Raw genomic sequence first — 25,995 nt, forward strand, 5'->3', positions numbered from 1 at the left:
TATGCAATGATTTTTTAAAACAAGAAAAAGAATAATGGCTTTTACAGCAGCAATTTTTCTAGCACTTTCTACAACAGTAGTTACTGTTGTAATGGTAGTTGTTCCTCATACCAATAATTCATTTCATTATGAATTTGATGGTAGAAGGTTCAACACCAAAGAAGAATTAGATGAATATATCACTAACAATCTAGAGTATAATCCAAAAGAAACACAAAATGATTTTTATTTATATGATTCAAAAGCTTATGCAGTCAATGGCTTAAAAGCCATTGCAGAGGATATTGCAACAAAAAACAAAATTGTTGAAGAAAAAACATATAAAAATGTCAATGATTACATCATTGACACTTCAAACCAATTATCTGATGATGTTGTGACCAACCCAGGTGAAAAACTTATAAATATTTATCAAGGAAATGATGGAGTTGCATACACAGATAAAAATGAAGCAATTGATACTTTCCAAGACATAAAAAAAATCACTATGATTAATAATTTCAATGGTGAAGAAAACATTGAATTTGAAAATCAAAATGATGCACTGTCATATTATGATAGTGTCATAAGAAAAGAACTTGAAAATGGAACTCAAACAGACAAATACAATGTTTCTGGAATTGATATGACAAAAGATCAAGTTTTGCAATGAATTGAACAAACTTCAAATATTAAATATCAACATGGGAATTTTTCTTGGTCACCAAATCAAATCCCGGATATAAGTGAAATGAAGTTAACTAGAGCAGATGAAGAAAAAATTCAACCATTTCAACCAGTTAAAAATGCTTATTGAATTGATTATGACTCAAAAGGTTTTACAGGAACTTTTAGGGGTCCAAAATATATAACAAGTAATGAAAGTTTTGATGCCTTTCGTGAACTTCTATACACAAATTGAAAAAAGGTTGATACAAAACCAATTAATGCTATACTATCACCAATTCAAGGTAGTGCAGAAATTGCAAAAACCATAATCAATAATAAATTTAAGCAGGTTACAGATGATTGAGATATTAAAGATTTCTTTGTAAAGGATAATAAAGAAAACACTTATAAGTTAAATGAATTACTTGACAAATATTTTGGAACAAGCAAAAAAAACAATAGAATTCCATTGAGAGAACTACAAAGTTGTTAAAAGAAATTTATCTAAAGTTTCAGAGTTGCCTTTATTTGAAAAAAATCTTATTTTTGCTAAAAATCTATACTTATTTTTAGTAACCAGAAACAATAATGGTAAAGAGCAACAAGTATTAGACATAACTAATTTCTTGAAAACAGCTTTAAAAGAATTTATTAGAGAACAAACCTCATTATATCCAGATGAATTGCTTGATGAATTGTTTACACCAGATACTGTTTCAACAAAAACTAGTAAAAAACAAACAATGGATTTTATAACCATTGTAGATATGTTTATAGATCCATCATCACTTCAAAATAAAGTAAATAGTGATTTTGAATTGACAGATAACATAATTAAAGGTATGAATGATGTTGGTGATGTAATTTTTGGAGAATTAGGAAAATTACAAGGTCTTGTCAAAAATGTCAAAGCTAATTCAGATCAAATTAAAAAAATTAACTATGAGTACAGTTACAACAAACTTAAATTGAAGAAGTTTGATAGTGATGAAGAAAAAAAAGAGGCTTTCAAGGAACTTGAAGAACGTTATAAAAAAGCTGAAGTTGATGAAAAAACTGGTAAAGTAAAAATGAAAGAAAGCCCTGTAACCACTGGAGTTGGGAAAATGGTGGGAAGTATGTTATCTGGTTTTGCAGCAGCAAAAGCAGTTTGAGATATTGGAAACATGCTTTCATTTATGTCATATGTTACTTACCAAAATGACTTGGGGGGTGGTCAAGTTCTAACTTATACTGTTACTGGATATAACATTCCCTTAATTGGTATACACTTTGACAATGATGAGTTTAAAGGTAATTTTAGTGCAACTCCACTTTTTGATGGAAGCATAATCCCAGAACCAGAAACTGATGATGAACAATATTATCTTGTTTATGGAAGTCTTTTTGTAGGTAAAAAAGCTGCAGAAGACTACTTGAAGTACTACATTATTGCAAATCCATTGCAATTTAGTGATACAAATATGCTTTACATAAACATTATGTCCCAAGAAGAATCGTTTGAAGTCACTATCAATAAAGAAAATGAAAATGATAATTTACAAGAGTCCAGTTTCTTAGAACAATTTAATCAATTTAAAGAGAACATCTTTAACAAGTACTTTAAGTCATCAGCAGTTAAAGCATATAGTGATGGATTTGGAAATTTCTTTTCAGAAAAAACTCATGCTTTAAATAGCATGAGTCAAAATCTTACTTATAAAAAATTTAATAACAAATACAAAATTGTTATTAATGGTTTATCATATTATTATGATTCATGAGATGAAGCATGAGAACATCAAAAAGTAAATGTTGAAAGTAAGTTAGTAAGCAAAGTTACCTTAAACTCTGAACTAATTAAATCAACCTACTTTAATGAAATTAAAGAATACAACAAAATTGCTTACTCAATTTTTAAAGTATTCTTTAATGGGAAATATCGTTATTTCACAACATACAATGATGCATTGTACTATATGTTTGGAAATACAAGTATTATAAGAAAAAATGACACACTAACATACTATGAAGTAAGTTATAAAGGTGTTTTGTACGAAAATGAAGTAGAATTTTACAAGTGAGTTTCAGAAAACTTAGTAGTTGTAAAAGGGAAGGAGTAATTTATGAAATTAAAATATTTGATTTCACTTTGTGGAATTGGTATTGCAAGTGCACCAGTAGCTATGAGTTCACATGCAATTGTCGAAACAGAAAATCAAAATTCTATAGAAGTTGAAAGATTATTTAACTCTATTAAAACAGGTTCAAAACCAATTGAAGAAATTGAAAAGTGATCTGTTGATGGTCTTGATTTCTATGATGAAAATAATTTAAACAATTATTTAATAGAACAAGGAAATATTGAGAAGGTGGCTACTTCTTCAAATCCATCAAAAATCATCAAAGACCATGCCAATGGGATTTTAGATGAAAGCAAAATTTATGATTTAGATCAAAATCAGTACCAAAGAATTTATCGAGATGCCTTTGGTAATACTGCTTTAACCAAAAAAGCAGCACTGGACACTTATGTAAATATGGGGTCAGTAAATCATAAATATAGTTATGATAACTATTCATGATTTGATTCTCCAGAAGAAGCAAAAAATGATTATGTTTATCAAGGTGGATTAAGAAAATCACTATATTATTTTATTAATGGGAGATATTACAATGTTTTTAATAGTAAAGATAGACAAGACCTTCTAAACACTTTTAAGGAAGGGTACCGAATCACTCCAAGTGATATGACCAACCACCAAACTATTTATGGAACAAAAAACAATGTTGCCACAACTGTAAAGTCAACTTTACGAAGTGTTTGAACTAAGGGAAAAAATAGTGCACCAAAAGGTGAAATGCACTACTCAAATTATATTACCAAAGATGCAGCTAAATTTGTAAATATTAGAACTAGTCAAGGGATTTATTTAGAAGTTTGATATAAAGGTGATAATGCACCTTCATGATGACCTGCAGGTTTTTCAGACATAGAATATCTTGAAACTGAAACAGCACCATTAATATTTGATGACAAATCTATTGATGCAAAATATTTAAGTGATAAAGTGAACTGAAAGAGGGTTTTAGAAAAAGACGGAAATGAAGATTTGAAAGAAACTTTCACATTAGAAAAGGGTGGTATGAATCAAGAAACTAAAAGGAAATTTACTAAAATTAGAATTCGACCAATTGAAGATTTAATTGGAATTGGCTATTCAAAAGTTAATTTTAATATTCAGAATTTTGCAGACAGTTCAAAAACAAATATTCAATTATATTCTGATCTAGAAAAGAAAAATAAAATTTATGATCGTTCATATGATAGATGCTTTGGGTCATTCTCTGATTTTTCTACATATGATGTTAATAATTTATATGATGATTGATTTGAATATTTTAAAGATAAAGAGCTCTTTAAAAATATTCCAAAATCACTAGATGGAAAATTAAATGAAATTGGTAGACCCGTTAATGCTTATGGTGTTGCAAATGACTATTTATATGATGTCAATGGTCAACAAGGAGAAAAATACTCATACTATGAATCTCAAAACCAATATAATAAAATAATGATGAATGAAATTTTAAATGGTGAAACCAAAGTTGAAAATGGTGTAACTGTTTACAAGATAAGAGAAGATTTTTGAGCCACAAAAGAACAAGTTGAAAACTACATGTTCTTATATGGAAAAATGGATACAAGACTTATGTATACATTTATTAATGAACAAGATATTTCATCACAAGATGGACTAGTTTTAGCTCAAACTGAAGCAGAAGCTCGTCGAAAAATGTTTGAGTATGAATCTAAAATACTTCTAAACAGATATTTTGCTTATGATGTTTTTGGTAACTTTCAATCTTCTGCAGAATCTGCAGCCGATGCTATAAGAAAAATGCAAAATCAAATTTCACTAACTAGTAAATTTATTAACAAAGCTGAAATAGAATCATGAAATGGAAGACCAAGATCATATGAAGAAATTATTCAAGATGGAGTTTATACAGTTTATAGTATAGTAATTGACAAAAACTCTGGTAAAAAAATTTACTTTGCCAATTATGATAATGCTTTAAAAGCTGTAAAAGCTGGTTTACAACACACTACTATTAAATCAGATGATAAAACTACTTTATTCTTATATGCTTATGTTGATGAATTTGGAGAAAGCAAAATCTATATTTTCAAAAGTGATGCAGAAATTTATGCAATTGTTAGAGAAATTTTAAGTTAATGTCAAAAATACTCCAACATAATAAAAAAAAGCAACTAATTGTTATAACAATAACAATTGCTCTAATTTTTTTAACATGTGTCTTTGCAAATGCCTTGATTACTGCTACTAAAACACCAATCAATTTGCCACTAATTATTGTTTTAATTTTGGTGATAACAATTGGTTGTGTTTTGAAAGTGGCAAATAAAAAATCTAAAAAGCCGATTGAAAGAGAGTACTTTACTATTGAAATTTTATTATTGGCAATGTCAGGTTATATTTTAATAAGTAATTACACAATCTATGGATTTTGAGATTTAATTTTACAGTTTCTAAGTCCATCAGTTTTAATTGGCTTTACTTTCATTGTCTCAATTTGTTTGGGCATGATTTTGTCAAACACTTATGCAAGACTGATATTGATCCCAATAATATTTCTTTATCCAGTACAATTTATTCAAGGTCAAAACACTTGAATGATTTATGGTGCCATAATTTCTGGGCAATGTCTTGTAGAAATTATGATTGTAATTGTGTCAAGTTTAAAACAAAATAAACACAATATTGAGATATTAAATACTCAAATTATGATAATTTTATTTAAGATTGTCATCCCACTGCTTTTTATAGCTTTGGTACTATTTTTTGCAATAGGGCATGACCCTAATGCAACTTTTACTAACTTAATTTATATCAAAAACATTGATAGTATTTTATCTTTATTGCCTTTACTAATATTTGGGTTACTTCAAATTGTAAAAGTTAAACTCATCATTTCAAGTTTGATATTTTTGATAGGAAATATTTTAACAAGTCTTTTAATTAAAAACTATTTGATTGTTTCAGAATATAATTTAATAAGTATATTTCAAAATAAGATTAATACAGAAACACTAAATTTAAGTGAATGAGTATTTTCAACAATAACAAACTCATTACTGCTTGGAATGAGTATTGTTGCAGTTAATTATTTTTACACTGAATGAAAAATATACCTTAAGAAAAATATATTTTTAGAGCAAGTTAGAGCAAAGTTTAGTAAACAAAAAATCAACAATACTTATAATGCTAAATTTTTATTATTAAAAACAGCATTTTATCAAAGTTTTTACCTAGATGAGTGTAAGATTTCTTTAAGTCAGTATGAAAATACAAAAAAAACTTATGATCCCATGTGATTACAAAAACATGTTTTAGAAATTGTTTTACAAGTATCATTTAAGTTTTTATTACCACTGAATGTCTTTGTTTTCATGTTTGTTTCAATGGAGTATTTTTCAGAACAACCAAATATTAAAATCTTTTTAGAGTGTTTACAAGGTATTTGAGTTGTTTATTTAAATATATTTTTTATCATATTTTTGACATTTTGAAGTAAATTTCAAAATAAGTATCTAGGTAAATGAATTAATGTTAAATTAAATGATACAGATATAATTGTTGATAAAAAAATTAAAAAAACTAATAAAAAATTTTCAAGAAAGGCTTTGAAAAATAAAAAGTAGTTTTTAAAGTAACACAAGTTAACTAGTAGGTTTATAAACCAAAAATGCTTCAGGTGTTACTTTTCTTATTTGCACAATTATGATTATGAATAGTATTTTTTATAGAAAGTCCATAAAAAGTTTAATTATTTTTAAATTTAAAAATAATGCTAAGATTTAAAAGTTTAATTATACCTTTTTAATATATAATAAGTCTATGGAGGTATAAATATGGAATTAAAAACAATTGCATTTGATGTCATGGGTTCGGATAATGGTTTAATCCCAGCAGTTGATGCTGCAATTAAACTTTTAAGTGAGCGAAAAGATTTAAAAATTATTTTTGTCGGTGATGAAGAACAATTAAAAGCAAAACTAGCTACAAAAAAATATGATAAAAACCGAGTAGAAGTCATTAACACAACCCAAGTCATTGAAATGACAGATGGAATTATGGACATTAGAAGGAAAAAAGATTCTTCTATGGTAAAAGCCCTTGAATTGGTGAGGGATGGTCAAGCAGATGCCATTACTACAGGTGGTGCCACTGCACCATTTATAGCTGGCTGTCAATTTATTTTAAAACCTTTAGATGGAATTAGCAAAACTGCCTTTATGCCAGTTATTCCCACAATTAATGCAAATCGTCAAACTATGTTATTAGATGTTGGTGCTAACATTGAGATCAAAGGTGAAGATTTAGAAAAATATGCAATTATGGCAAGTGCATATGCTAAAGCTGTGTTGGGGGTTGATAGACCTGAAGTTGCTTTATTAAACATTGGTGAAGAAAAATCAAAAGGATTAGATTTTCACCGAGAAGCATACCAGTTAATGGCAAATAACAAAAACCTAAGTTTTGTTGGCAATATTGAATCAAGATACATTACTAATGGTTTAGTAGATATTATTATTTCTGATGGTTATGGGGGAAATTTAGCCTTAAAATCATTTGAAGGAATGGGGAAAAACCTACTTTCAGAAATAAAAGCAGCTCTAACTAAAAATATTTGGAGAAAAATTGCAGCTTTAAGTTTAAGAAAAGCTTTTAAAGAAGTTGCTAATAAATTTGATTATAAAAACTATGCTGGAGCAATTTTACTTGGTGTTAGCAAAATTGCTTTCAAATCTCATGGTTCAAGTGATACCCAATCATTTTTTGCAACATTAAGAATGACTTATGAAGCCATTACAAATGATGTAATTACTAAGATGAAAAGTGCAATTGGAGATTAGGTTATGCCCTCAATTGTTGACTTTTTATCAAAATTTGGTATCACACCAAAAGAACCAGAAATTTATTATGAAGCCTTAACTCATAATTCTTATTCAAATGAAAAAAGACTCTCAAAAAACTACCAAAGATTAGAGTTTTTGGGAGATGCAATTTTACAACAAAAGGTTAGTGAATTTATTTATTTACGTTTTCCAAATTCTGATGAAGGTATTTTAACAAAATACCGTAGTTCAGTTGTTAGAGGAGAAACTTTAGCAAAATTTTCAAGATTGACAGGTTTAGGAGCATATATTCGCCTAGGTCATGGTGAGTGAGAATCAAAAGGTTATGAAAAAGACTCAATTTTAGCTGATGTTTATGAGTCTTTAACTGCTGCAATTTACTTGGATGCAGGTAATGAATCACTTGATAAATGATTAAGTCAAACTATTTTTGATGAAAAAAACATAGACATTTTTTTAGATGCAATGCGTGATTATAAGTCTGAGTTACAAGAACTCATTCAGTTAGAAATGAGAAATGAACTTAAGTATGTGACAGTTTCTCAAGAAAAACAAGAAAAAAACAAAATCTTATTTACAGTCAATTGTATGTTAGATGACATGGTATTTGGTGTCGGAACCGGGTTTAATAAGAAATCTGCAGAGCAAGAATCAGCAAAAAATGCCTTATCTAAAATTAAAAAAAAGTTATAATTAAATTAAATTAAATTTCTTGTGAAACCCTTTTGGTAAAGGGTTTTTTTAATGTGTCAAGGTTTGATTATTTAAAAAAATCTATATAATAACCTATGTGAGTTATATAGGATGGCTATATACAAAAACAAGAGGTAGATAAAAATATGATATTTCTAAAAAGAATTGAAGCATATGGTTTTAAATCCTTTGCCGAATCAACAGTCTTGAACTTTGATTATGCAATGACAGGGATAGTAGGTCCAAATGGTTCAGGAAAATCAAATATAAATGATGCTATTATGTGAGCCTTAGGTGAACAATCATCAAAATCATTAAGAGGAGATTCTATGGAAGACATAGTTTTTTCAGGAAGTAGTGATCGTAAGTGATTAAATATGGCAGAAGTCACTCTTGTTTTTGATAACAGCAAACGAGCATTCAGCTCTTTAGAATTTAATGAAGTTTCAATTACTAGAAAATACTTTAAAACAACAAAAGAATCAGAATATTACATTAATGGTGCCAGAGTTCGGTTAAAAGATGTACAAGATGTAGCACTTGAAACTGGTTTAACCAAATCATCATTGGCAATTATTTCACAAGGTTCAATTTCAAACTTTGTGGAATCAAGTCCAGAACAAAGAAGAAAACTTTTTGATGAAGCAGCTGGAGTAGCTCGCTACAAAAAAAGAAAAGATGAGGCTTTAAGAAAGTTAATTAGAAGTCAAGAAAACTTAGATCGTCTTAATGACATTATTAATGAAATTGAGCGTAAATTGCCTTCTTTAAAAAGACAATCAAAAAAAGCAATTGAGTTTCAACAAAAATTTGATGAATTAAAATCAATTGAAGTTGCTATTTTAGTAAAAGATATTCAACTTTACAAAACTAAAATTGAAGAATTAAATGAAAGTAAAGTTGATCTGAAAACTAAAATTAGTTCAATTGAAAGAACAATTCAAGCTAAAAGTCATGAATTTAACCAGATTTCAAGTTCAGGGTTTGCACATGACAAAGAGTTAACAGACTTAAATAAAGAATACACAAAAGTTGTTGATGAGTTGGCTCAATTGAAAGTTGACAAAATTAGTTTAGAGGGTCAAAAATCAAAAGCAGAAGTTGATGATAAAGAATTTAGAGTCTCTGAATTAAAAGGTAAAGCTAGAGAATTAGAAATTAAACTTGATGCAGAAGAACAAAAACTTTCAAAATTATTAGCAGATAAAGGAGAAAGAAAAAAACAACTTGACCAATATTCTCATGAACGTTATGAAATTAATACTAAACTTGATGGAATTAGAAAAGAGTTGGCAAAAATTGAGTCTAACTTAGAAGTTTTAGCTTCTAAAAAACACTCTTATGAAGGTTTATTTGAAGGTGTAAAAACAGTCTTAGAGAACCGCAGTGTATTACCAGGAATTATTGGTACAGTTCAAGAATTAGTTCAAGTTAATGAAGATCATAAAGTGGCAGTGGCAACAGCTTTACAAAATGCCTTCCAAAACATTGTAGCTAAAACAGCAATGGATGTTAAAAAAGCAATTGACTTTTTAAAAACTAATAAAGCTGGAAGTGCCACTTTCTTACCATTAGACACCATCAAACCAAACTTTATTCCTAATGAAATGCGTTTTGCAATTCAAAAATCAGCAGGATTCATTGGTTTTGGAAATGAAGTTGTAAAAATTGATAAAAAATATCAAACAGTGTTAGACTTCTTATTGGCAACTAATGTTATTGTTAAAACTTATGAAGAAGCACTTGAAATTGCTAAATTAACAAATTATCGCTACCACATTATTACTCTTGAGGGTGAAAGAATTGCTCCATATGGAGCAATTACTGGAGGTAGCAAAAAGAACCGTAATAATTTATTTAGTGAATCAAATAAAATTAAAGAACTGGAAAATAAAAAAGTTCAGCTAGATAGTGAAGAAACAAAATTAGTAGCTGAAGTAAGTAGTATTAGTGAACAAATTGAGCTTTACCGAGAAGCAAGTTCAGAAATTCAAAGTGCAATTGGGGCAAGCAAACAAGCTTCAGATCAAATTGAAAGAGAATTAAAAGAGGTTAAAGCTGAATTCCAGATTTTAACTGGTAAAGAGCTTGATGGAGAAGAACAATCATTTAAATCTATTGATGAACAAATCATTGCAGTTATTAAACAAATTAGTGCTAAAGAAACTACCAAAGAAGAAATTGATCAAAAAATGAATGTCTTACGATCATTGAAAGAGGGTTCTTCAGAAAAAGTTACAAAGTTAAATTTAAGTATTAGTGAAGACCGCAGAATGGCACAGGCCTTAAAAGATGAATATGGCAAACTAAATACAAATGCAGTTTTACTGACTGAAAAACAAAGAAGTGCTAGCGAAAGGTTAGTGCAAAATTATAATTTAACTTTTGAAGCTGCTAACCAGCTTGAACAAGCAAATGTTGACAATGAGCAAGAAACTCGTGAACGCATTAACATTTTACGCAATGAAATTAAAGCCTTGGGAAATGTTAATGTGGAGGCAATTGCTGAATATGAAGAAGAAAATGAACGCTACCAAAATTATGTTACTCAATCAGGTGATGTAGTTGCTGCCATAAAAAATTTAAAAACAGTAATTACTGATATGGATGTTGAAATGGTAGAACAATTCAAAAAAATTATTAAAGATGTTAATCAAGCTCTACCAAACACTTTTGCCACTTTATTTAGTGGTGGAACTGCTTCAATTATTTATACCAATCCAGATGACATTTTAAACTCTGGAATTGATATTAAAATTTCACCACCAGGTAAAAAGATTAGTAATTTAAACCTTTTATCAGGGGGTGAAAAGTCAATGGTAGCTCTTTCAGTGTTGTTTTCAATTTTAAAAGTAAAACCAATCCCACTGGTTATTTTAGATGAAGTTGAAGCACCACTAGATATTGCAAATGTGGAGCGATTTGCAAAATACTTGAAATCATTTACAAAAGAAACCCAATTTATGATTGTAACTCATAGAATGGGAACAATGGAAAACTGTGATATTTTATTTGGTGCTACCATGCAACAAAAGGGTGTCACAAAATTAGTGCAAGTTAAATTAATCGAAGCTAAAAAAATGACCAATGCAAATTAGCTGAGATCATTAAGGAGAACTAAAAATGAGCAAAAAATTTAGCATTATTTTGGCAACATTCCTCACAATTATTGTTGGAATTTGAATTTGATCATTTGCAATGCCAAAAAATTATGTTATTCTGGGGGGAAGCACCAGTGTTAACCCCTTTATGCAACTATACACCAAAGAATATGAGGCCCATAATCACAAGGACTTCATTTACAACTCAACTGGAAGTCAAGCAGGAGTTAGTGGTGTTGAAAAACACATGTATGGAGCAGGTTTCATCTCAAAAGATGCTACTGCCTCAGCCACTTTATCACCAGGAAATTCATTCTTTGACTTTGGTGATGTTCAACATTATGAAACAGGACATGGTACAGAGTTTAAAGAAACAATTCAAAATGCAAAAACTGGGAACTCAGTTTCTGCAAATCAAAGTTTTATAGCTTTTGAATTTGCAATTGATGCAATTATTATTGTTTACAGCCCACCAACATGATTTTTAGATGAAGGGTTGGATAAAAAATTAGATTTTCTTTTAAATAAAAATGACCCAAATAGTACAGATTTAGGTAAAATTTATGCAAATTCTTTAACCTGAGAAGATTTAGCAAAAAGTTTAGGAGGTACACAAAGATCTTCAAAAACAAGTTTTAACACCTTTACTAGAGAAGATGGTTCAGGAACACGTAGTGCTTTTTCAGATTTAACAAAAATAAAAAATATGGAAACAGCCAATGTTGTAAACTCAAATGGAGCAATGTTGGATAATGTGAAAAAAAGCCCAGGCAGTATTGGTTTTGTTTCATATGCTTTTATTGACCAAGTTGATGGAAACAGTAATGTTAGAATTGCTGGAATCAATGGTATAAGATTAGGTAATCTAGCTGATGGAACCCAAGGTATTGGAATGGTTTTGGATGAAACCACAGGTACTTTTATTGTAAATGCAAACAATACCAGTAATGAAGAGTACATTAAAAGTAATGTTTATAGTTTTCAAAGACCATTTATTACCATCTTTAGTTTAAAAAATAAACAAATATCATTAATTGTGGATTTTTTTGCAGAATTAATTGGTATTGGTGAACAAGAAGAATGGGTCAAAGAAACTTTTATTGAAGAAGGTTTGGTACCAAAATTCGAAATAAAATCATTTGCAGATACTACTAGAAATAGTGGAGGTTAAAATATGAAAGTTAATAATGAAATACAATCAGATGACCTTGATGTAAATTCGTCAAAAAAACCGCCAAAACTCCATATGAAAATGCCGGCAACAAAGCTTTCTAAAACTGATAGTACTACCAAGTGAACTATTATCACATTTACTACTTTTGCTTTAGTTATCTTAGCAATTTTAGTAATCTTTATAGTTTACAAGTCAGTACCAGCCTTGCATGAATTTGGTTTCTTTAAGTTTATTTTTGGAGCTGAATGAGCTCCTGGGAGAACTGGAGATAAAGCTGCAAGTTATGGTGTTTTAAGAATAATTACTTCAACCTTAATGATGTTGGTAATTGCTTTATTATTTGCCATACCATTAACAATCTTTAGTTCACTATTTATTAGTGAATATCTATCACCAAAAGTTAAAAAATTTGTGATAGTTGTCATCCAATTATTAGCAGGAATTCCTTCAGTAGTTTTTGGGTTATTTGCCCTAGATCAAATTGGTCCCATTTTTGTGAAAATGGGGGCAGCTACAAATGGAAATATGATGACAGCTAGTTTTACCTTAGCTTTTATGGCCTTGCCAACAATGATTACTTTATCAGTTAATGCAATTGAAGCAGTACCTTTAAGTTATCGTTATGCTTCATTAGGATTGGGAATTACAAAAGAACATACAACTTTTGCAATTGTTTTAAAAAGTGCTACCCCAAAAATAATTACAGCCATTATTACTGGAATGGCTCGAATTATCGGAGAAACAATGGCAGTTATTTTAATTGCTGGTAACTCAACTAAGGGGTTAGTTACTGATGATGGCTTTGTTGGATTCATCTTCTCCTCAATTAGAACACTTGCTGGAACCATTGGTTTAGAAATGTTAGAAAACTATGGTAGCATTCATGAATCTGCACTTTATACCATTGGGTTAATCTTATTTTTCTTAGTGATTTTAATTAACCTTTTAATTATTGCTATTACTAATAAAAGTCGTCGTCAATTAAGACGCTTAAAAAGTGGTAAAGCTCATAAAAAAATTCGTTTAAAAGGACCACACTATACTTTTGAACCATACAAGTTAAAAGTTTTGGTCCAAACCAGTACAGATAAAAGAACTAAAAAAACAATTGAAAGTTTTGTTTTAAAATTCTTTATGATGTCTTCAACGGCAATTATTATTGCCTTTACAACTTGGATAATTTTAGGAGTCATGTTTAAAGGGGTTGCTGGCTTTGAAATTGGTGCTTTTGTGCAAATTGAAGGGCAAAGATCTGGAATCTTTGCCACAGTGTTAGTAACATTACTATTAGTTGTCAACACATTGATGTTTGCCTTACCTTTATCACTGATTGTGGCAGTTTACTTAGCAGAATATGCTCATCAAGATTCTAAGTTTGCCAAAATTATTCGTTTTGCAATTAATGTTTTATCTTCAACACCAAGTATCGTATTTGGGGTCTTTGGACTAAGTTTCTTCATTGTTTTAATGAAAATACCAATGTCGGTTTTTGCAGCAAGTTTAACAATGACTATTGTAATCTTGCCCCCACTAATTACTTCATTTGAAGATGCTTGTACTAGTGTTCCAGACAATTATCGAGAAGCAGCTTATGGAATGGGTTTAAATAAAACTAAAGTCATTTTTAAAGTGGTGTTACCAAATGCTATGCAAGGAATTGTTACTGGAACAATATTAGCCACCGCACGAATTATTGGAGAAGCAGCACCAGTTTACCTAACTTTAGGTACTTCTGTGCGAATGCCAACTGAAGGATTCTTTTCATCGGGAGCCACTTTAACCACTCAAATTTACATGATGGCAGCGGAAGGAAGTAATCCGGCAGTTATTGGGGTGGCTTATCAAGTGGCACTAGTCACCTTAGTCTTAGTCTTAGGTTTAAATGCCTTTAGTGGTTACGTGGCTAAAAGACTAAACCCAGCTTATAAAAAAGTTGGTTTTAAAACTTATTGAGCCACAAAATACAATATTATGGTAAAACATAATTATAAGCAAGATTTTGTTTTCTTAGGAAAATCAATCAAAAACTTTTGAATGAAATTTATTAATGTCTTTAGCATAAAACGTTGAAAAATTATTATTGCCAATGCCAAAACAAGAAGGGCAGTAATAAAAAACATTATTGGGGAGGCTAAAAAGAATGACAGCAAAACAACTAAAAAACTTGACCAATAAGGGAATTGATAAAGTTATTGAAACTTCAACAACTAAAACCTTAGATTTTGAAGAAAAAACTGAAGATTTAGAGTTATTAAGTGAAGAAAAACTGTTAACTAAACCAAAAAAATTACCTTTAAGTAAAAGAGGTACTGCGATTGAAATAAATCATGTTGATTTTTACTATCAGCATGGAAACAAGCAAGCCCTGTTTGATATTAATATGAAAATTAAAGAGAACACTGTGACTGCTTTTATTGGACCTAGTGGTTGTGGAAAATCAACAATTTTAAGATCAATCAATCGGATGAATGACTTAGTTGAAGGCACAGCACTTGAGGGTGAAATTATTGTTAACAAAAGCAATGTTTATGATCCTGGTGTTGATGTGGCTCGTTTGCGAACAGAAGTTGGAATGGTGTTTCAAAAAGCAAACCCATTCCCAATGTCAATTTATGATAATGTAGCTTTTGGACCAAGAAGTCAAGGAGTTAAAGACAAGGCTGCTTTAAACCAAATTGTTGAGGACTCTTTAAGGAAAGCTGCTTTATGAGATGATGTTAAAGATTACTTAAAAGATTCAGCCTTAGGGTTAAGTGGTGGCCAACAACAGCGTTTGTGTATTGCTCGAGCCATTGCTATGCGTCCAAAAATTCTTTTAATGGATGAGCCAACCAGTGCTTTAGATCCAATTGCAACTTTAAAAGTGGAAGAATTAGTGTTAAAATTAAAAGATGAGTATACAATAGTAATAGTAACCCACTCAATGGCACAAGCAGCCAGAGTGAGTGATTACACTGCCTTCTTCTTGCAAGGAGAACTAGTGGAATTTGATAAAACTAAAAAAATCTTTACTAATCCTAAAGATAAAAAAACAGAAGATTATATTTCAGGAAGATTCGGATAAGAGGTGAAGAATATGTCATATAACAAAATTTTAGATAATGATATTAAAGCAATTAAAAAAGACTTATTTAACCTAGTTGAGGCAACCAAGTCTCAATATGCAAAAACATTTGATGCTTTGAAGAAAGAAGATTTTGCCCTAGCGCAGCAAGTGGTTGATGGCGATCTAAAAATTAATGATATGCAAAACAACTTCACCAAAATGGCTTTGTGAAAAATAGCCAAACAACAAATGGTTGCAGGAGACTTAAGGTTGGCAGTTGGGGGAATCTTAATTAGTAGAGAAATTGAACGTATTGCAGACGTTGCAAAACACATTTGTAACTATACTATTAAATATAAACCTGAGCCATTAGAAATTGATATGATTTCAAAAATGTTTGACCAAGTTAATGCAATGTTAAATATTATCTTTTCATTAATTGAAAATTATACAGATGACCAGCATCATAAAGTTATGAAAATTGAAAAAAGTTTAAATGAACAATTTTACTCTTTAAGCGTGGCACTTGCTGAAAGAATTAAAGAATCTAAAACTGATTCAGAAGCAGAAAAAGCCATTTCTACAATTAGACAACTTAAAAATCTTGAAAGAGCTGGGGAACATTTAATTAATACTGAAGAAACTTTACAATTTATTAGAACTGGTAAGTTTGAAGAAATTGAAGAATCTTTAATTGAAACTATTGATGAAGAAAGTAAAACTAGCAAATAACCTTAACCCCTGACCTAAATGGTCCAGGGGTTTTTATTAAAAAAAGCACCAATTCTTGGTGCTTTTTAATGTAAAATATGTTGGTTACTGTTTGGCTACATTGATTTCAAAAGAACTATCACTTAAAAATTCTAAGCGAACACCTTTATCTGTGACTTCTTCAACACTTAAATAATCAAAAAACTCTGTTTCATCATTTAAAAGAAGGTGTTTATTACAAATTCTATTAAAATCTCGAGCATAGTTTTTCTCTAAAAACTCCATTAGGTGTGAGTGTTTGTAGTTTAAGATGTCAGGTGTAACAACAAAATTATTTTCAATGTGAGTTTTAATAACTTCTAAAGCATCATAATTATATAAAAACACATCAAAATCTTTAACTAAAGTATCATCTAAGAGGTTTTCTCCTAGTTTGTTACTAAATTTAACTGTTAATTTAAAGTTTTCATAGTTTACTAGTTGATAATCTGTTTTAGTAATGACATCAATTCCCCCATGATATTCACTAAGGTTTTCAATAAGAATTGTTCTTCAATTGGCCTCAATGTACTGATTTAAAGTCTGTTTTTCACTTAAATCAGTTTTAAAATACAAATCAATTTCTTGATCAAAAAATATATTATTTTTTGATTGTTCGTCAATTAACAAATTAATTTGTTTTGAATCATTACTAGTAACATCTAACTTCATAGCCATCAGTAGTTTTAAAAATAGTTTCATAATATCCCTGCTTTTCAATTAATTTCTTACAATATTATTATAAATTGTTTTCTTGCAAAAAAATTTTTAATATACAATATTTATAGAAGAAGTGGAGAAAACTAATATGGGATTTTGAGCCAATTTAAAAGCAAAAAGAGAAACAAAAAAAGAAATTAAAAAACATGTTAAAGAACATAAGACAACTTTGACTTTTTCAAAAGACATTAAAAAATTAAGTAAGAATTATAAAGAACCTAATTCAGAGTTTTTTGAAGAACTTGAAAATATCTTGGTAAAAACAGACATGGGAATGAAAATGGTTTTAGAGATTTCTAATGCTGTGCAAAAAAAAGTCAAACCCAAACATAATTTTGAAGAAATCAAAGAAATAATTGTTGATGAAATCTATGCAGCTCACCAAAGTTCTGGGAAAGCTAATACAAAACTTAATTGAAAAGATGGTCGTTTAAACATCTTTATGATGGTGGGAGTCAATGGAGTTGGTAAAACCACAAGTATTGCCAAAATTGCTCATTATTATGCTTCACAAGGTAAAAAAGTCTTAATTGCAGCAGCAGATACTTTTAGAGCAGGTGCTGTTGAACAACTTGAAGAATGATGTACTAAACGTTTAACTGGGGTTGATTTAGTAAAAGGAAATTCAAAAGACCCTGCTAGTGTTGTTTTTGATGCAGTCAAAAAAGGTCAAGAAAACAATTATGATTTGGTTTTAATTGATACTGCAGGAAGATTACAAAATAAAGAAAATTTAATGCGTGAGTTAGAAAAAATGACAAAAATAGTCACCAGAACTGTGAAAGATGGACCACATGAACGTTTATTGGTAATTGATGCTCAAACTGGTCAAAATGGAGTCAATCAAGCCAAAGCTTTTGCAGAAGCCACTCATGTGACTGGAATTGTGCTAACCAAAATGGATGGAACTAGCAAGGGTGGGATTGCTTTGGCAATCAAAGATGCTTTAAATATTCCTGTGAAACTAATTGGTTTTGGTGAAAAGGTTGGTGACTTAAAAGAGTTTGATGTTGAAGAATACATTGAAGACCTAATTAGTGGTTTAGAGGATGAAGATGATGATGAATAGTGTTGAAAAATCAGTTGAAATTGCTCAACTTTATGACTACTACAAAATGTTGTTAACCGACAAACAAAAAGAATATTTTGAACTATATTTCTTTGAAGATCTAACTTATCAAGAAATTGGTGAAGCCTTTGGGGTTTCTAAAACCGCTATCCATGATAGTATTTCAAAAACTATCACCATTTTGCGAGAAACTGAGCAAAAATTAAATTTAAAAACCAAATCAGATTTACTAAAAACTAGTTTAGAGCAATATAAAAGCCAAAAAATTTCATTAAATGAGTTGTTGGTAGTACTAGAGAGGGAAATTTAGATGAAAATTGCAATGATTGGAGATGTCTTTTCTAAGTCAGGAAGAGCCATTTTAAAAGCAAAATTACCCCAACTAGTAAAAAAAGAAAACATAGATCTAGTTGTTGTCAATGGGGAAAACATTTCAAATGGCAAAGGCATCAATAATAACCATTATGTTTTTTTAAAGGAGCTGGGAGTTGATGTGATTACCTCAGGTAATCACATCTTTAAGTTGAAAGAAACCCAAGATTTTATCAAAACTACCCCAGATTTATTAAGACCTTTAAATATGAATTCATATCTACCAGGTCAAGGAACAATTATGTTGCACAAAAATGGTCAAAAAGTTAGAGTCACAAATTTAATGGGCAAAACCTTTATGGAACATGTCAATAATCCTTATGAAATTATGGACAACTTACTTTTGAATGACACTAGTGATATTCATATTGTTGATTTTCATGCTGAAGCCAGTGCTGAAAAAATGGCCTTTGCTTGAAATTATGATGGTCAAATTTCAGCACTGGTGGGTACCCACACTCATGTTCAAACAGCTGATGAACAGATTTTCCCCAAAGGAACAGGTTACATTACTGATTTGGGAATGACTGGTCCAATTAACTCAATTATTGGGGCAAACCCAGAAGAAGTAATTCTGCGTGAAAAAACTAGTTTACCAACAAAATTCACCCCTTGTGAAAACCCAGGAGTACTTAGGGGAGTGGTTTTAGAAGTTGTAGGTAAGGTTACCAAATCCATTAAAAAGTTTGCAATAAGTTAGAAAAAATCATTATAAGCCATTTGAAGTTCATTTTTATGATATAATATCCTTATATTTATAAATAGTCTAACTAGGAGGTGCTTTAAATGAAGAGACACGATAAGCTAAGAAATTTACATGAAGCATTATTTGCACTTGATAAAGAAGTTAAAAATGTTTGTCGAGGTTTAGAGCAGCGCTTAAAAACTATGACAAAGTATAAAGACACTTATGAAAGAACCTTAACAGAAGTAGAATTTGAACGTAAAAATGAAATGTATGGGCGTTCAACAATTTACGACTTTGAGCGTATGCGCATAAACTTAGAACAAGATGCTGGGAATGTAATTTATGAAGCCATTAATGTCATGGGTAATGATGAGTTCATCATTAGAAGACAAAATGTTATCTTTGCTTTCTGGTTTATGGGACAGTTTGATGTCTATGCATTAGATCTATCACATAGTGATTAGTTAGTATAATGCAATATAATTATTGCATTTTTTTATGCTAAAATTTTAATATAAAGGGGTGTAGTTTTATGATATCAGATTTTTTCAAATCAAGCCTGGAACTAATTTTATACTTAGTTGCAGCATTTTTGATAACAATTATTATTATTTATATAGTAACCAAGTCAATTAAGATGTATTCACTTAAATTTAGTGCTAATGCTATTCAAAAAGGTGAAATTATTAAGCAAAAAATGTTTATTACAAAAGACCAATATGAACTTAAAATTAATCAAAAGTTAATTGTTGATAGTGAATATCTAATTTTAGGAATTCATGATTTTAAAACAAACAAAAGTGAATTTGCTAGCTTTGCCAAATATTTAGATGCTAATACTAGACACTCTTATGTTTTTTATGATCAAAGAGGAGTAGGAGCCAATCAACCATTTACTCCAGGTAACCAAGCAACTTTGTTAGCTGATTTAGATGAAATTTTAACTGAACTAAAAGAAAAGTATGAGAAAAAAATCGTCATAGTAGCTTCAGGTAAATCTGCACTGGGAGCACTGTATTACAGTACTGACACTAGAGTTGAAAAATTCATAGTTCTAAATCCAACTTTAAATCCACCTTACCCACACAGTGCTCGCACTAAGCAATTAATTTTTTGAAGTAGATTGTTCTTGTTAAATACTACAATTGTTGAAAAGTACAGTGGTTTTGATTTTACTGATGATAAAGTTATTGCCAAAACCTTAGATAAATTGCATGAAGAACAAGGGCAATATTCTTTTAAAGAATATTTACAAAATAATCGCATGAAAGCAAGAGTTTATCATAATCTTAATGTAGCTTCAGTTCCAGTTGTGTGATTTGTTTCTAATAATGACTTTTATTGTAACCAAAAACAGGCAGTGAAACTTTCTGTTAAAGTAAAAAATGAATTATTTAGCACTGTAGCAGTGCCAGATTTTAAACATTTTTGACATTGAGCTGAAAATGAGAAAAACTTTACAAAAATTATGGAAAACCTGTAATTAATTTGTTAATATTGATTCAGACTTAATATTCTTATTAAGAACTACTGAGAGAAAAAACTCGTTGAAGTAGTAGCAACCTTTTAAGTTAGGTGCTTAAATTTGGGGAAACCAGCAATAGGAAGCTAGAATTTCTATTTGACCCCTTTTTAGGGGTTTTTTTACTCAATATGATGATATATAAATTAAGGAGAAATAAAAATGAAAAGATATTTTACAAGTGAATCGGTTTCAGAAGGGCATCCAGACAAGATTTGTGATCAAATTAGTGATGCAATTTTAGATGCTTGTTTAAAAGAAGATCCAAATTCGCGTGTTGCTTGTGAGACACTAGCTACAAAAAACTATGTAATTGTGACAGGAGAAATTTCAACCACAGCTAAGGTTGATTATGAAGGTCAAGTTCGTCGTATCTTAAAAAAAGTTGGTTATAAAAATGCCGAAACAGGGATTGATTGAGAACACTGTGAGGTTGATATTAGATTAAAAGAACAATCACCAGACATTGCTCAAGGAGTTGATGGTGCAGAAATGGGTGCTGGAGATCAAGGCATTATGTTTGGATATGCTGTTAAAGAAGCTGAATCTTTAATGCCATATTCTATTCAAATTGCTCATGACTTAGTGCACATGGCAAGTAAATTAAGAAAAGCTGGACAGTTTAAATATGCTCAACCAGATATGAAATCTCAAGTTACTATGGATATTACTAATCCAAAAAATCCAATTATTGATACAATTTTAATGTCAGTCCAACATGATGAAAATTATGATAAAGCTGAATTTGAATCATTTATTAAAAATAACATTATGAATCCCATTGCTAAAAGACATGGTTTAAACACAGACTTTAAAGTTCTAATTAACCCAACTGGCCGTTTTGTTATTGGGGGACCTTTGGGAGATGTTGGTTTAACTGGTCGTAAAATTATTGTTGATACTTATGGGGGACATGCTCGACATGGTGGAGGTGCCTTTTCAGGAAAAGATCCAACAAAAGTTGATCGTAGTGCAGCTTACATGGCTCGTTATGCTGCTAAAAATATTGTGGCTGCTGGACTTGCAGACCGTTTGGAAATCCAATTAAGCTATGCAATTGGACTACCAAGACCTATTTCGATTTTTGTGGAAGCCTTTGGAACAAATACAGTTTCAATGGAAAAAATCCACAAAGCAATTAAAGAAAATTTTGATTTTAGTGTCAAAAACATAATTGATGTGCTAGAATTAAGAAAACCAGTTTATTTCCGTTCAGCAAAATATGGACACTTTGGGAAACAAGAGTTCAGTTGAGAGAAATTAGATGTGGTAAGAAAGTTAAAGGGTTATAAATAGATGTATTTAGAAGTTATTGGTTTAAATGTTCAAGATGTAATTGATATAAATGCAAGCTCTGCTTCAAGAATTGAGCTTTGTTCACATCTTGAATTTGGAGGATATACTCCAGATAAAGAAATTATCAAAGAAGCATGTGCTGTTTCAGATTTACCAGTCAATGTTATGGTGCGTAGAAAACATTCAGATTATTTCATCAATCCAACAGAAGCTGCTGAATTATTTGCAGACATTGAGTTTATTGCTTCAACAAAAGCAAATGCCATTGTTATTGGGGCAATTACAGCTGCTAAAAAAGTTGATGTTGACTTTATGCATGAAGTTTTTAAAAGAGCTAAAGGGAAAAAAGTAGTTTTCCATCGTGCTTTTGATGAAATTGAAGATAAAGTTGAGGCCTTAAAAGTTTTAGATGAACTTGGTGTTGACACTGTGCTAACTTCAGGAAAAGCAAATATTGAAGAAGGATTTAGTGTTTTACAAGAACTTGCAGATTTAAACCTAACAATTAATATTTTAATTGGTGGAGGGGTTAATTCAAGTAACATTAATAAAGCTAGAGCTATTTCACCATTTATTCATGTGGGAACTGCAGCTAGAGTTGATGGAACATTTGCAAGTCCAATTGATATTAAAAAAATTGAAGCACTTGTTGCAACTGATCAACAATCATAAAATTTTTATGATAAAAAACAAAAAAATAGCAGACATTTAGGGTCTGCTATTTGTAAAGAAAACTATTATTGACAGACTCAGTTTAAACTGAATTTGTGAAGTAGTTTATTCTTTGCTAACGTACGGGAATAAAAAAAGTTTAAACCTTTCTGACACTATTAATAGTGCTATGTTTTTTTCTAATTTAATTGCTAAAAGCTATATAAAAGGTTATAATTATAAGAATAATCGAGGTGGTCTTATGCTAACTTACCAACTAAACGAATTTTGAGATAAATTTTTTATTAAATATATAGAGAGTGTCTGCACTTTTAAGAAAATTGATGTAAATTGTGCTGAACTTGAAGATTATATTGTTGAAAAAGATTATCTAGATCCTAATGAACGTAATGTTTATGGGGAACACACTGCTAATGTCATAGACATGCTTTGTTACTTTCAAGAAATTATCTTGACTGGGGTTGAATCTAAAAAACATAATGGAAAGTGACCATATGTTAACCTAGAGCAATTTAAAAACTTATATCTAAAACTTGATCCACAGGGTACATATGTAGACTTTTTTGATAAAAACAAGTATCCAGAATTTAAAACAAATGTTGCCAAAACATGTGAAGAAACGGAAAATGTTGAAGAATTGTTTCAACTATGTGAAGATTTAGCTTATGTTTATGTTGACTTTCACATCATTAAACCTTTAGGGGAATTCAATTTTGAGTATGCTTGATTAGTTTTACAAGCACCATTCATTTTCAAAGACTTTGGAATTCTTCTATTCCATGATGATTATGATGCAAGTCATCTAATTAACTTTACTTTATTATTGGTTGAAAAGTGTCAGGCAACTGATAAAAAAGAGTGATTAAGATTACCAGAATTTGGACGCATTTGTCGAGGTTTTGAAACTATGTCTGAAAGCTGACTATTAAAACAAGCAGTAAGTGGATAAAAAATGGGTTTCAACCCATTTTTTCAATTTAAGTTAATCCTTTGGGGTGCTATTTTTAAGGTTTTTAGTTAATTGCATTTTTTTGATTAAGAAAAATTCTGGTGTTATAATTAGTTTGTGGAATAAAGCAGTTAAGAGAAAGGAGCATTGTCAATAATGAAAAAAACTTTAAGTTTATTAGGGAGTTTTGCATTTGTTGGAAGTGTGAGCTTAGCAGCAGCAAATACTGTGTCATGTTTTTGGTGAAAAAATACTGCAGTACCACCAAAGTCTTATTTGAAAGATTACATTAGTAAAACTGAATTGGGTGAGTTTTCAGGTGTTGATGATTTACCATCACTTGAAGAAATAGTCCAAAAATTATGAGAAGCAAATTATGCAGATGTTGATGAAACTTATTTAGAGAATGGAATTTTTATAAACTTGTATTTTGTAGAGGATCCAACAACAATGCAAGCAATTATATCTGTACCGACTAGTATTTGAAGTTATGATGCTGGTAATATCACTGTGACATATATATACTCAAAATACCAAGAAAGTGAAAGTCTCTTAAGTTCATTTTAGGTACTAAATTTTTAAAAGTTAACTGTTCACTTTAAAACTAACAAAAGTATCTTTTAACTATGAATAGAATTTTAACCCAATAACAACTATTTAAAAGGATAAATTAAAGACCTAATTTATCCTTTTTTATTTTTATAACAATGGAATATTTTCAAAGTTAACACTTTTTTGTGTTGTAAATAACGAAAATATATGTATAATAATTTTTAGGCATAATATTATGCTACATGTATGAAAGGGAATAAAAATATATGAAGAAATTATTAGGATTACTAGCAGCAACTGGCTTAGTTGCTAGCACAGGATCTGCTGTAGTTGCTTGTGGAGAAGATGAAAAAACAGATATCACAGTTACTACTGAAAGCATTAAAGGCAAAGTTGATGCTTTATTAACAGATGAAGAGGACTTGACAGTTGCAGAATTGGAAGCATTATTAGATGCTGATGAAACAATTGTTGAAGTTGCTACTTGAACAGTATCTAGAGTTGGTACCACAACAAATGCAACCATTGGATTCGCTCTTGCAGAAGGATATGAATTAGCTGATGGAGACACTTTATCATTTACAGTTACTGAAATTTTAGTTTCAGATGAAGAAGATGAAGATGAAGAAATCACAGTTACTACTGCAAGCATTAAAGACAAAGTTGATGCTTTATTAACAGATAAAGAGGACTTGACAACTGTGGAATTAAAAGCATTATTAGATGCTGATGAAACAATTGTTGAAGTTGATACTTGAACAGTAACTAAAAATGATGCTACAGACACAAGTGCAGATATTGCATTTACTCTTGCAACAGGATATAAATTAGCTGATGGAGACACTTTATCATTTACAGTTACTGAAATTTTAGTTTCAGATGAAGAAGATTTAAAAGTTTAATAGCATTTAAAACATTTTCACACAACAATATCATTTAATAAATTATCTTTTAATAATAAGTTTTTAAACTATTCAAGTATACTTGAATAGTTTTTATTTTTCTAGATCTTATTTTTGCAAAGTCATTACAACTTTAAGTCAATTATGTAAATTAACTTTGTTAAAATTGACAATATTGATGTAACTTAACCAATAACAAGATTAATAGATATTTAATAAATATATTTTTAAATATAATGTACTATAATTTTATTCCTAGCATGGCAAGAATAGCCAAGTCTACAGATAGTGGTTGAATTGAAAGGTTTGATCAGTTTTTAAAAGAGAATGTTTAAAAGAAAATTACTGTTATAAAGAACTTGTTGAGTATCAGCTAAATGCAAGTTTATATCAAAAATTTTACAATTATATAAGAATAAAGTTGTAAAATATGTGTGTCCAGAAAAAGGTTACCTGTCAAAAAAAAGTTTCAATTGTACTTCCACCTTTTTCCGGACAAAAAATTAAATTACATTTATATTGAATGTAAAATAATATTGTTAGGAAAGAGGTTTTTTTATGGGACATTACTCAGCAAAGCAAAAAGAAAAAATAATTTTAAAATTTAGAGAGAGCAAGACAAAGGCCAAGAATTTTGTTAAAAGTTATGGCATCTCAGATCAAACACTTTTAAATTGGTGTAAAAAGTATGATCAATCTGGAATTGATGGTCTTGGGGCACCAAATTCAGCTGATAAAGAAGAACTAATAATTTTAAGAAATGAAGTTAAAGAACTGAAGAAGAAAAATGCCGAATTAGAAACTAGAAATGAAATGTGAAAAAGAATTGAGGCCCTGATAAGTAAAAAAAAGTAGTTAAATGGGAGCTTAATATAATTAAATGCTTAGTTGTTGAGGAATTTATCTACAATGAATT

General features: G+C 29.8%; 23 protein-coding genes and 1 riboswitch. Of the genes, 22 read left to right on the forward strand and 1 reads right to left on the reverse strand.

Going from position 1 to position 25,995, the window contains the following annotated elements; translation table 4 throughout:
* The first annotated feature begins 1 nt into the window (after position 1).
* The 11 genes from SCLAR_RS01785 to phoU all read left to right on the forward strand — a co-directional run bounded on the left by SCLAR_RS01785 (position 2) and on the right by phoU (position 16,319).
* Positions 2 to 1,141 carry a hypothetical protein gene (locus SCLAR_RS01785; protein WP_100254241.1) on the forward strand — a complete coding sequence of 380 codons (1,140 nt, stop codon included), beginning with the start codon at positions 2 to 4 and terminating at the stop codon, positions 1,139 to 1,141.
* Complete coding sequence (locus tag SCLAR_RS01790; RefSeq protein ID WP_157795125.1) at positions 1,086 to 2,750, forward strand: hypothetical protein; 1,665 nt, start codon at positions 1,086 to 1,088, stop codon at positions 2,748 to 2,750. Before SCLAR_RS01785 ends, SCLAR_RS01790 begins: the two co-directional genes overlap by 56 nt.
* A 3-nt stretch (positions 2,751 to 2,753) precedes the next feature.
* Positions 2,754 to 4,868 (forward strand): hypothetical protein, encoded by a 2,115-nt coding sequence (locus tag SCLAR_RS01795; protein WP_100254243.1) that lies wholly within the window; start codon positions 2,754 to 2,756, stop codon positions 4,866 to 4,868.
* On the forward strand, positions 4,868 to 6,355 hold the full coding sequence (locus SCLAR_RS01800; protein ID WP_100254244.1) for a hypothetical protein: 1,488 nt from the start codon (positions 4,868 to 4,870) through the stop codon (positions 6,353 to 6,355). The genes SCLAR_RS01795 and SCLAR_RS01800 overlap by 1 nt, the downstream gene beginning before the upstream one ends.
* A gap of 216 nt (positions 6,356 to 6,571) precedes the next feature.
* Positions 6,572 to 7,570, forward strand: a complete 999-nt coding sequence (plsX, locus tag SCLAR_RS01805; RefSeq protein ID WP_100255215.1) for a phosphate acyltransferase PlsX — start codon at positions 6,572 to 6,574, stop codon at positions 7,568 to 7,570.
* 3 nt (positions 7,571 to 7,573) lie between these two features.
* Positions 7,574 to 8,266 (forward strand): ribonuclease III, encoded by a 693-nt coding sequence (rnc, locus tag SCLAR_RS01810; RefSeq protein ID WP_100254245.1) that lies wholly within the window; start codon positions 7,574 to 7,576, stop codon positions 8,264 to 8,266.
* 146 nt (positions 8,267 to 8,412) lie between these two features.
* Complete coding sequence (locus tag SCLAR_RS01815) at positions 8,413 to 11,364, forward strand: AAA family ATPase (RefSeq protein ID WP_100254246.1); 2,952 nt, start codon at positions 8,413 to 8,415, stop codon at positions 11,362 to 11,364.
* Between the two features lie 25 nt (positions 11,365 to 11,389).
* Positions 11,390 to 12,538 (forward strand): phosphate ABC transporter substrate-binding protein, encoded by a 1,149-nt coding sequence (ptsS, locus tag SCLAR_RS01820; protein ID WP_100254247.1) that lies wholly within the window; start codon positions 11,390 to 11,392, stop codon positions 12,536 to 12,538.
* A gap of 3 nt (positions 12,539 to 12,541) precedes the next feature.
* Complete coding sequence (gene pstA / locus SCLAR_RS01825) at positions 12,542 to 14,716, forward strand: phosphate ABC transporter permease PstA (RefSeq protein ID WP_100254248.1); 2,175 nt, start codon at positions 12,542 to 12,544, stop codon at positions 14,714 to 14,716.
* Positions 14,682 to 15,605, forward strand: a complete 924-nt coding sequence (gene pstB / locus SCLAR_RS01830; protein WP_100254249.1) for a phosphate ABC transporter ATP-binding protein PstB — start codon at positions 14,682 to 14,684, stop codon at positions 15,603 to 15,605. Before pstA ends, pstB begins: the two co-directional genes overlap by 35 nt.
* A 12-nt stretch (positions 15,606 to 15,617) precedes the next feature.
* Entirely contained in the window at positions 15,618 to 16,319 is a 702-nt protein-coding gene (gene phoU / locus SCLAR_RS01835; protein ID WP_100254250.1) for a phosphate signaling complex protein PhoU, read from the forward strand.
* Positions 16,320 to 16,403: 84 nt separating this feature from the next.
* Here the strand turns inward: phoU and SCLAR_RS01840 are convergent, their stop codons facing one another.
* The gene (locus tag SCLAR_RS01840; RefSeq protein ID WP_100254251.1) at positions 16,404 to 17,039 is read right to left on the reverse strand and encodes a hypothetical protein; all 636 of its coding nucleotides are present in this window, start codon (positions 17,037 to 17,039) and stop codon (positions 16,404 to 16,406) included.
* A 106-nt stretch (positions 17,040 to 17,145) separates the two neighbouring features.
* Here SCLAR_RS01840 and ftsY point away from each other — a divergent pair, with 106 nt between their 5' ends.
* From ftsY to SCLAR_RS01895, 11 genes are all read left to right on the forward strand, one after another.
* Positions 17,146 to 18,126: a signal recognition particle-docking protein FtsY gene (ftsY, locus tag SCLAR_RS01845; RefSeq protein ID WP_100254252.1), complete on the forward strand. Its 981-nt coding sequence runs from the start codon at positions 17,146 to 17,148 to the stop codon at positions 18,124 to 18,126.
* Positions 18,113 to 18,436, forward strand: coding sequence for a YlxM family DNA-binding protein (ylxM, locus tag SCLAR_RS01850; protein WP_100254253.1), 324 nt, complete (start codon positions 18,113 to 18,115; stop codon positions 18,434 to 18,436). The genes ftsY and ylxM overlap by 14 nt, the downstream gene beginning before the upstream one ends.
* Entirely contained in the window at positions 18,437 to 19,198 is a 762-nt protein-coding gene (locus tag SCLAR_RS01855; protein ID WP_100254254.1) for a TIGR00282 family metallophosphoesterase, read from the forward strand.
* 86 nt (positions 19,199 to 19,284) lie between these two features.
* A complete protein-coding gene (locus tag SCLAR_RS01860; RefSeq protein WP_100254255.1) occupies positions 19,285 to 19,650 on the forward strand; it encodes a hypothetical protein in 366 nt (121 codons plus the stop codon).
* 68 nt (positions 19,651 to 19,718) lie between these two features.
* Entirely contained in the window at positions 19,719 to 20,669 is a 951-nt protein-coding gene (locus SCLAR_RS01865; protein ID WP_100254256.1) for a serine aminopeptidase domain-containing protein, read from the forward strand.
* A 31-nt stretch (positions 20,670 to 20,700) separates the two neighbouring features.
* Positions 20,701 to 20,793, forward strand: a riboswitch (SAM riboswitch).
* 77 nt (positions 20,794 to 20,870) lie between these two features.
* On the forward strand, positions 20,871 to 22,004 hold the full coding sequence (gene metK / locus SCLAR_RS01870; RefSeq protein WP_100254257.1) for a methionine adenosyltransferase: 1,134 nt from the start codon (positions 20,871 to 20,873) through the stop codon (positions 22,002 to 22,004).
* Positions 22,005 to 22,676, forward strand: a complete 672-nt coding sequence (locus SCLAR_RS01875) for a copper homeostasis protein CutC (RefSeq protein ID WP_100254258.1) — start codon at positions 22,005 to 22,007, stop codon at positions 22,674 to 22,676.
* A gap of 241 nt (positions 22,677 to 22,917) precedes the next feature.
* The gene (locus SCLAR_RS01880; protein ID WP_100254259.1) at positions 22,918 to 23,625 is read left to right on the forward strand and encodes a hypothetical protein; all 708 of its coding nucleotides are present in this window, start codon (positions 22,918 to 22,920) and stop codon (positions 23,623 to 23,625) included.
* A gap of 156 nt (positions 23,626 to 23,781) precedes the next feature.
* Positions 23,782 to 24,192, forward strand: a complete 411-nt coding sequence (locus SCLAR_RS01885; RefSeq protein ID WP_100254260.1) for a hypothetical protein — start codon at positions 23,782 to 23,784, stop codon at positions 24,190 to 24,192.
* A gap of 251 nt (positions 24,193 to 24,443) precedes the next feature.
* A complete protein-coding gene (locus SCLAR_RS01890; RefSeq protein WP_100254261.1) occupies positions 24,444 to 25,079 on the forward strand; it encodes a lipoprotein in 636 nt (211 codons plus the stop codon).
* A gap of 558 nt (positions 25,080 to 25,637) precedes the next feature.
* Positions 25,638 to 25,934 carry a transposase gene (locus SCLAR_RS01895; protein WP_100254044.1) on the forward strand — a complete coding sequence of 99 codons (297 nt, stop codon included), beginning with the start codon at positions 25,638 to 25,640 and terminating at the stop codon, positions 25,932 to 25,934.
* Positions 25,935 to 25,995: the final 61 nt, after the last annotated feature.

Origin of the sequence: Spiroplasma clarkii, assembly GCF_002795265.1 — a bacterium.
Lineage (GTDB): Bacteria > Bacillota_I > Bacilli_A > Mycoplasmatales > Mycoplasmataceae > Spiroplasma_A > Spiroplasma_A clarkii.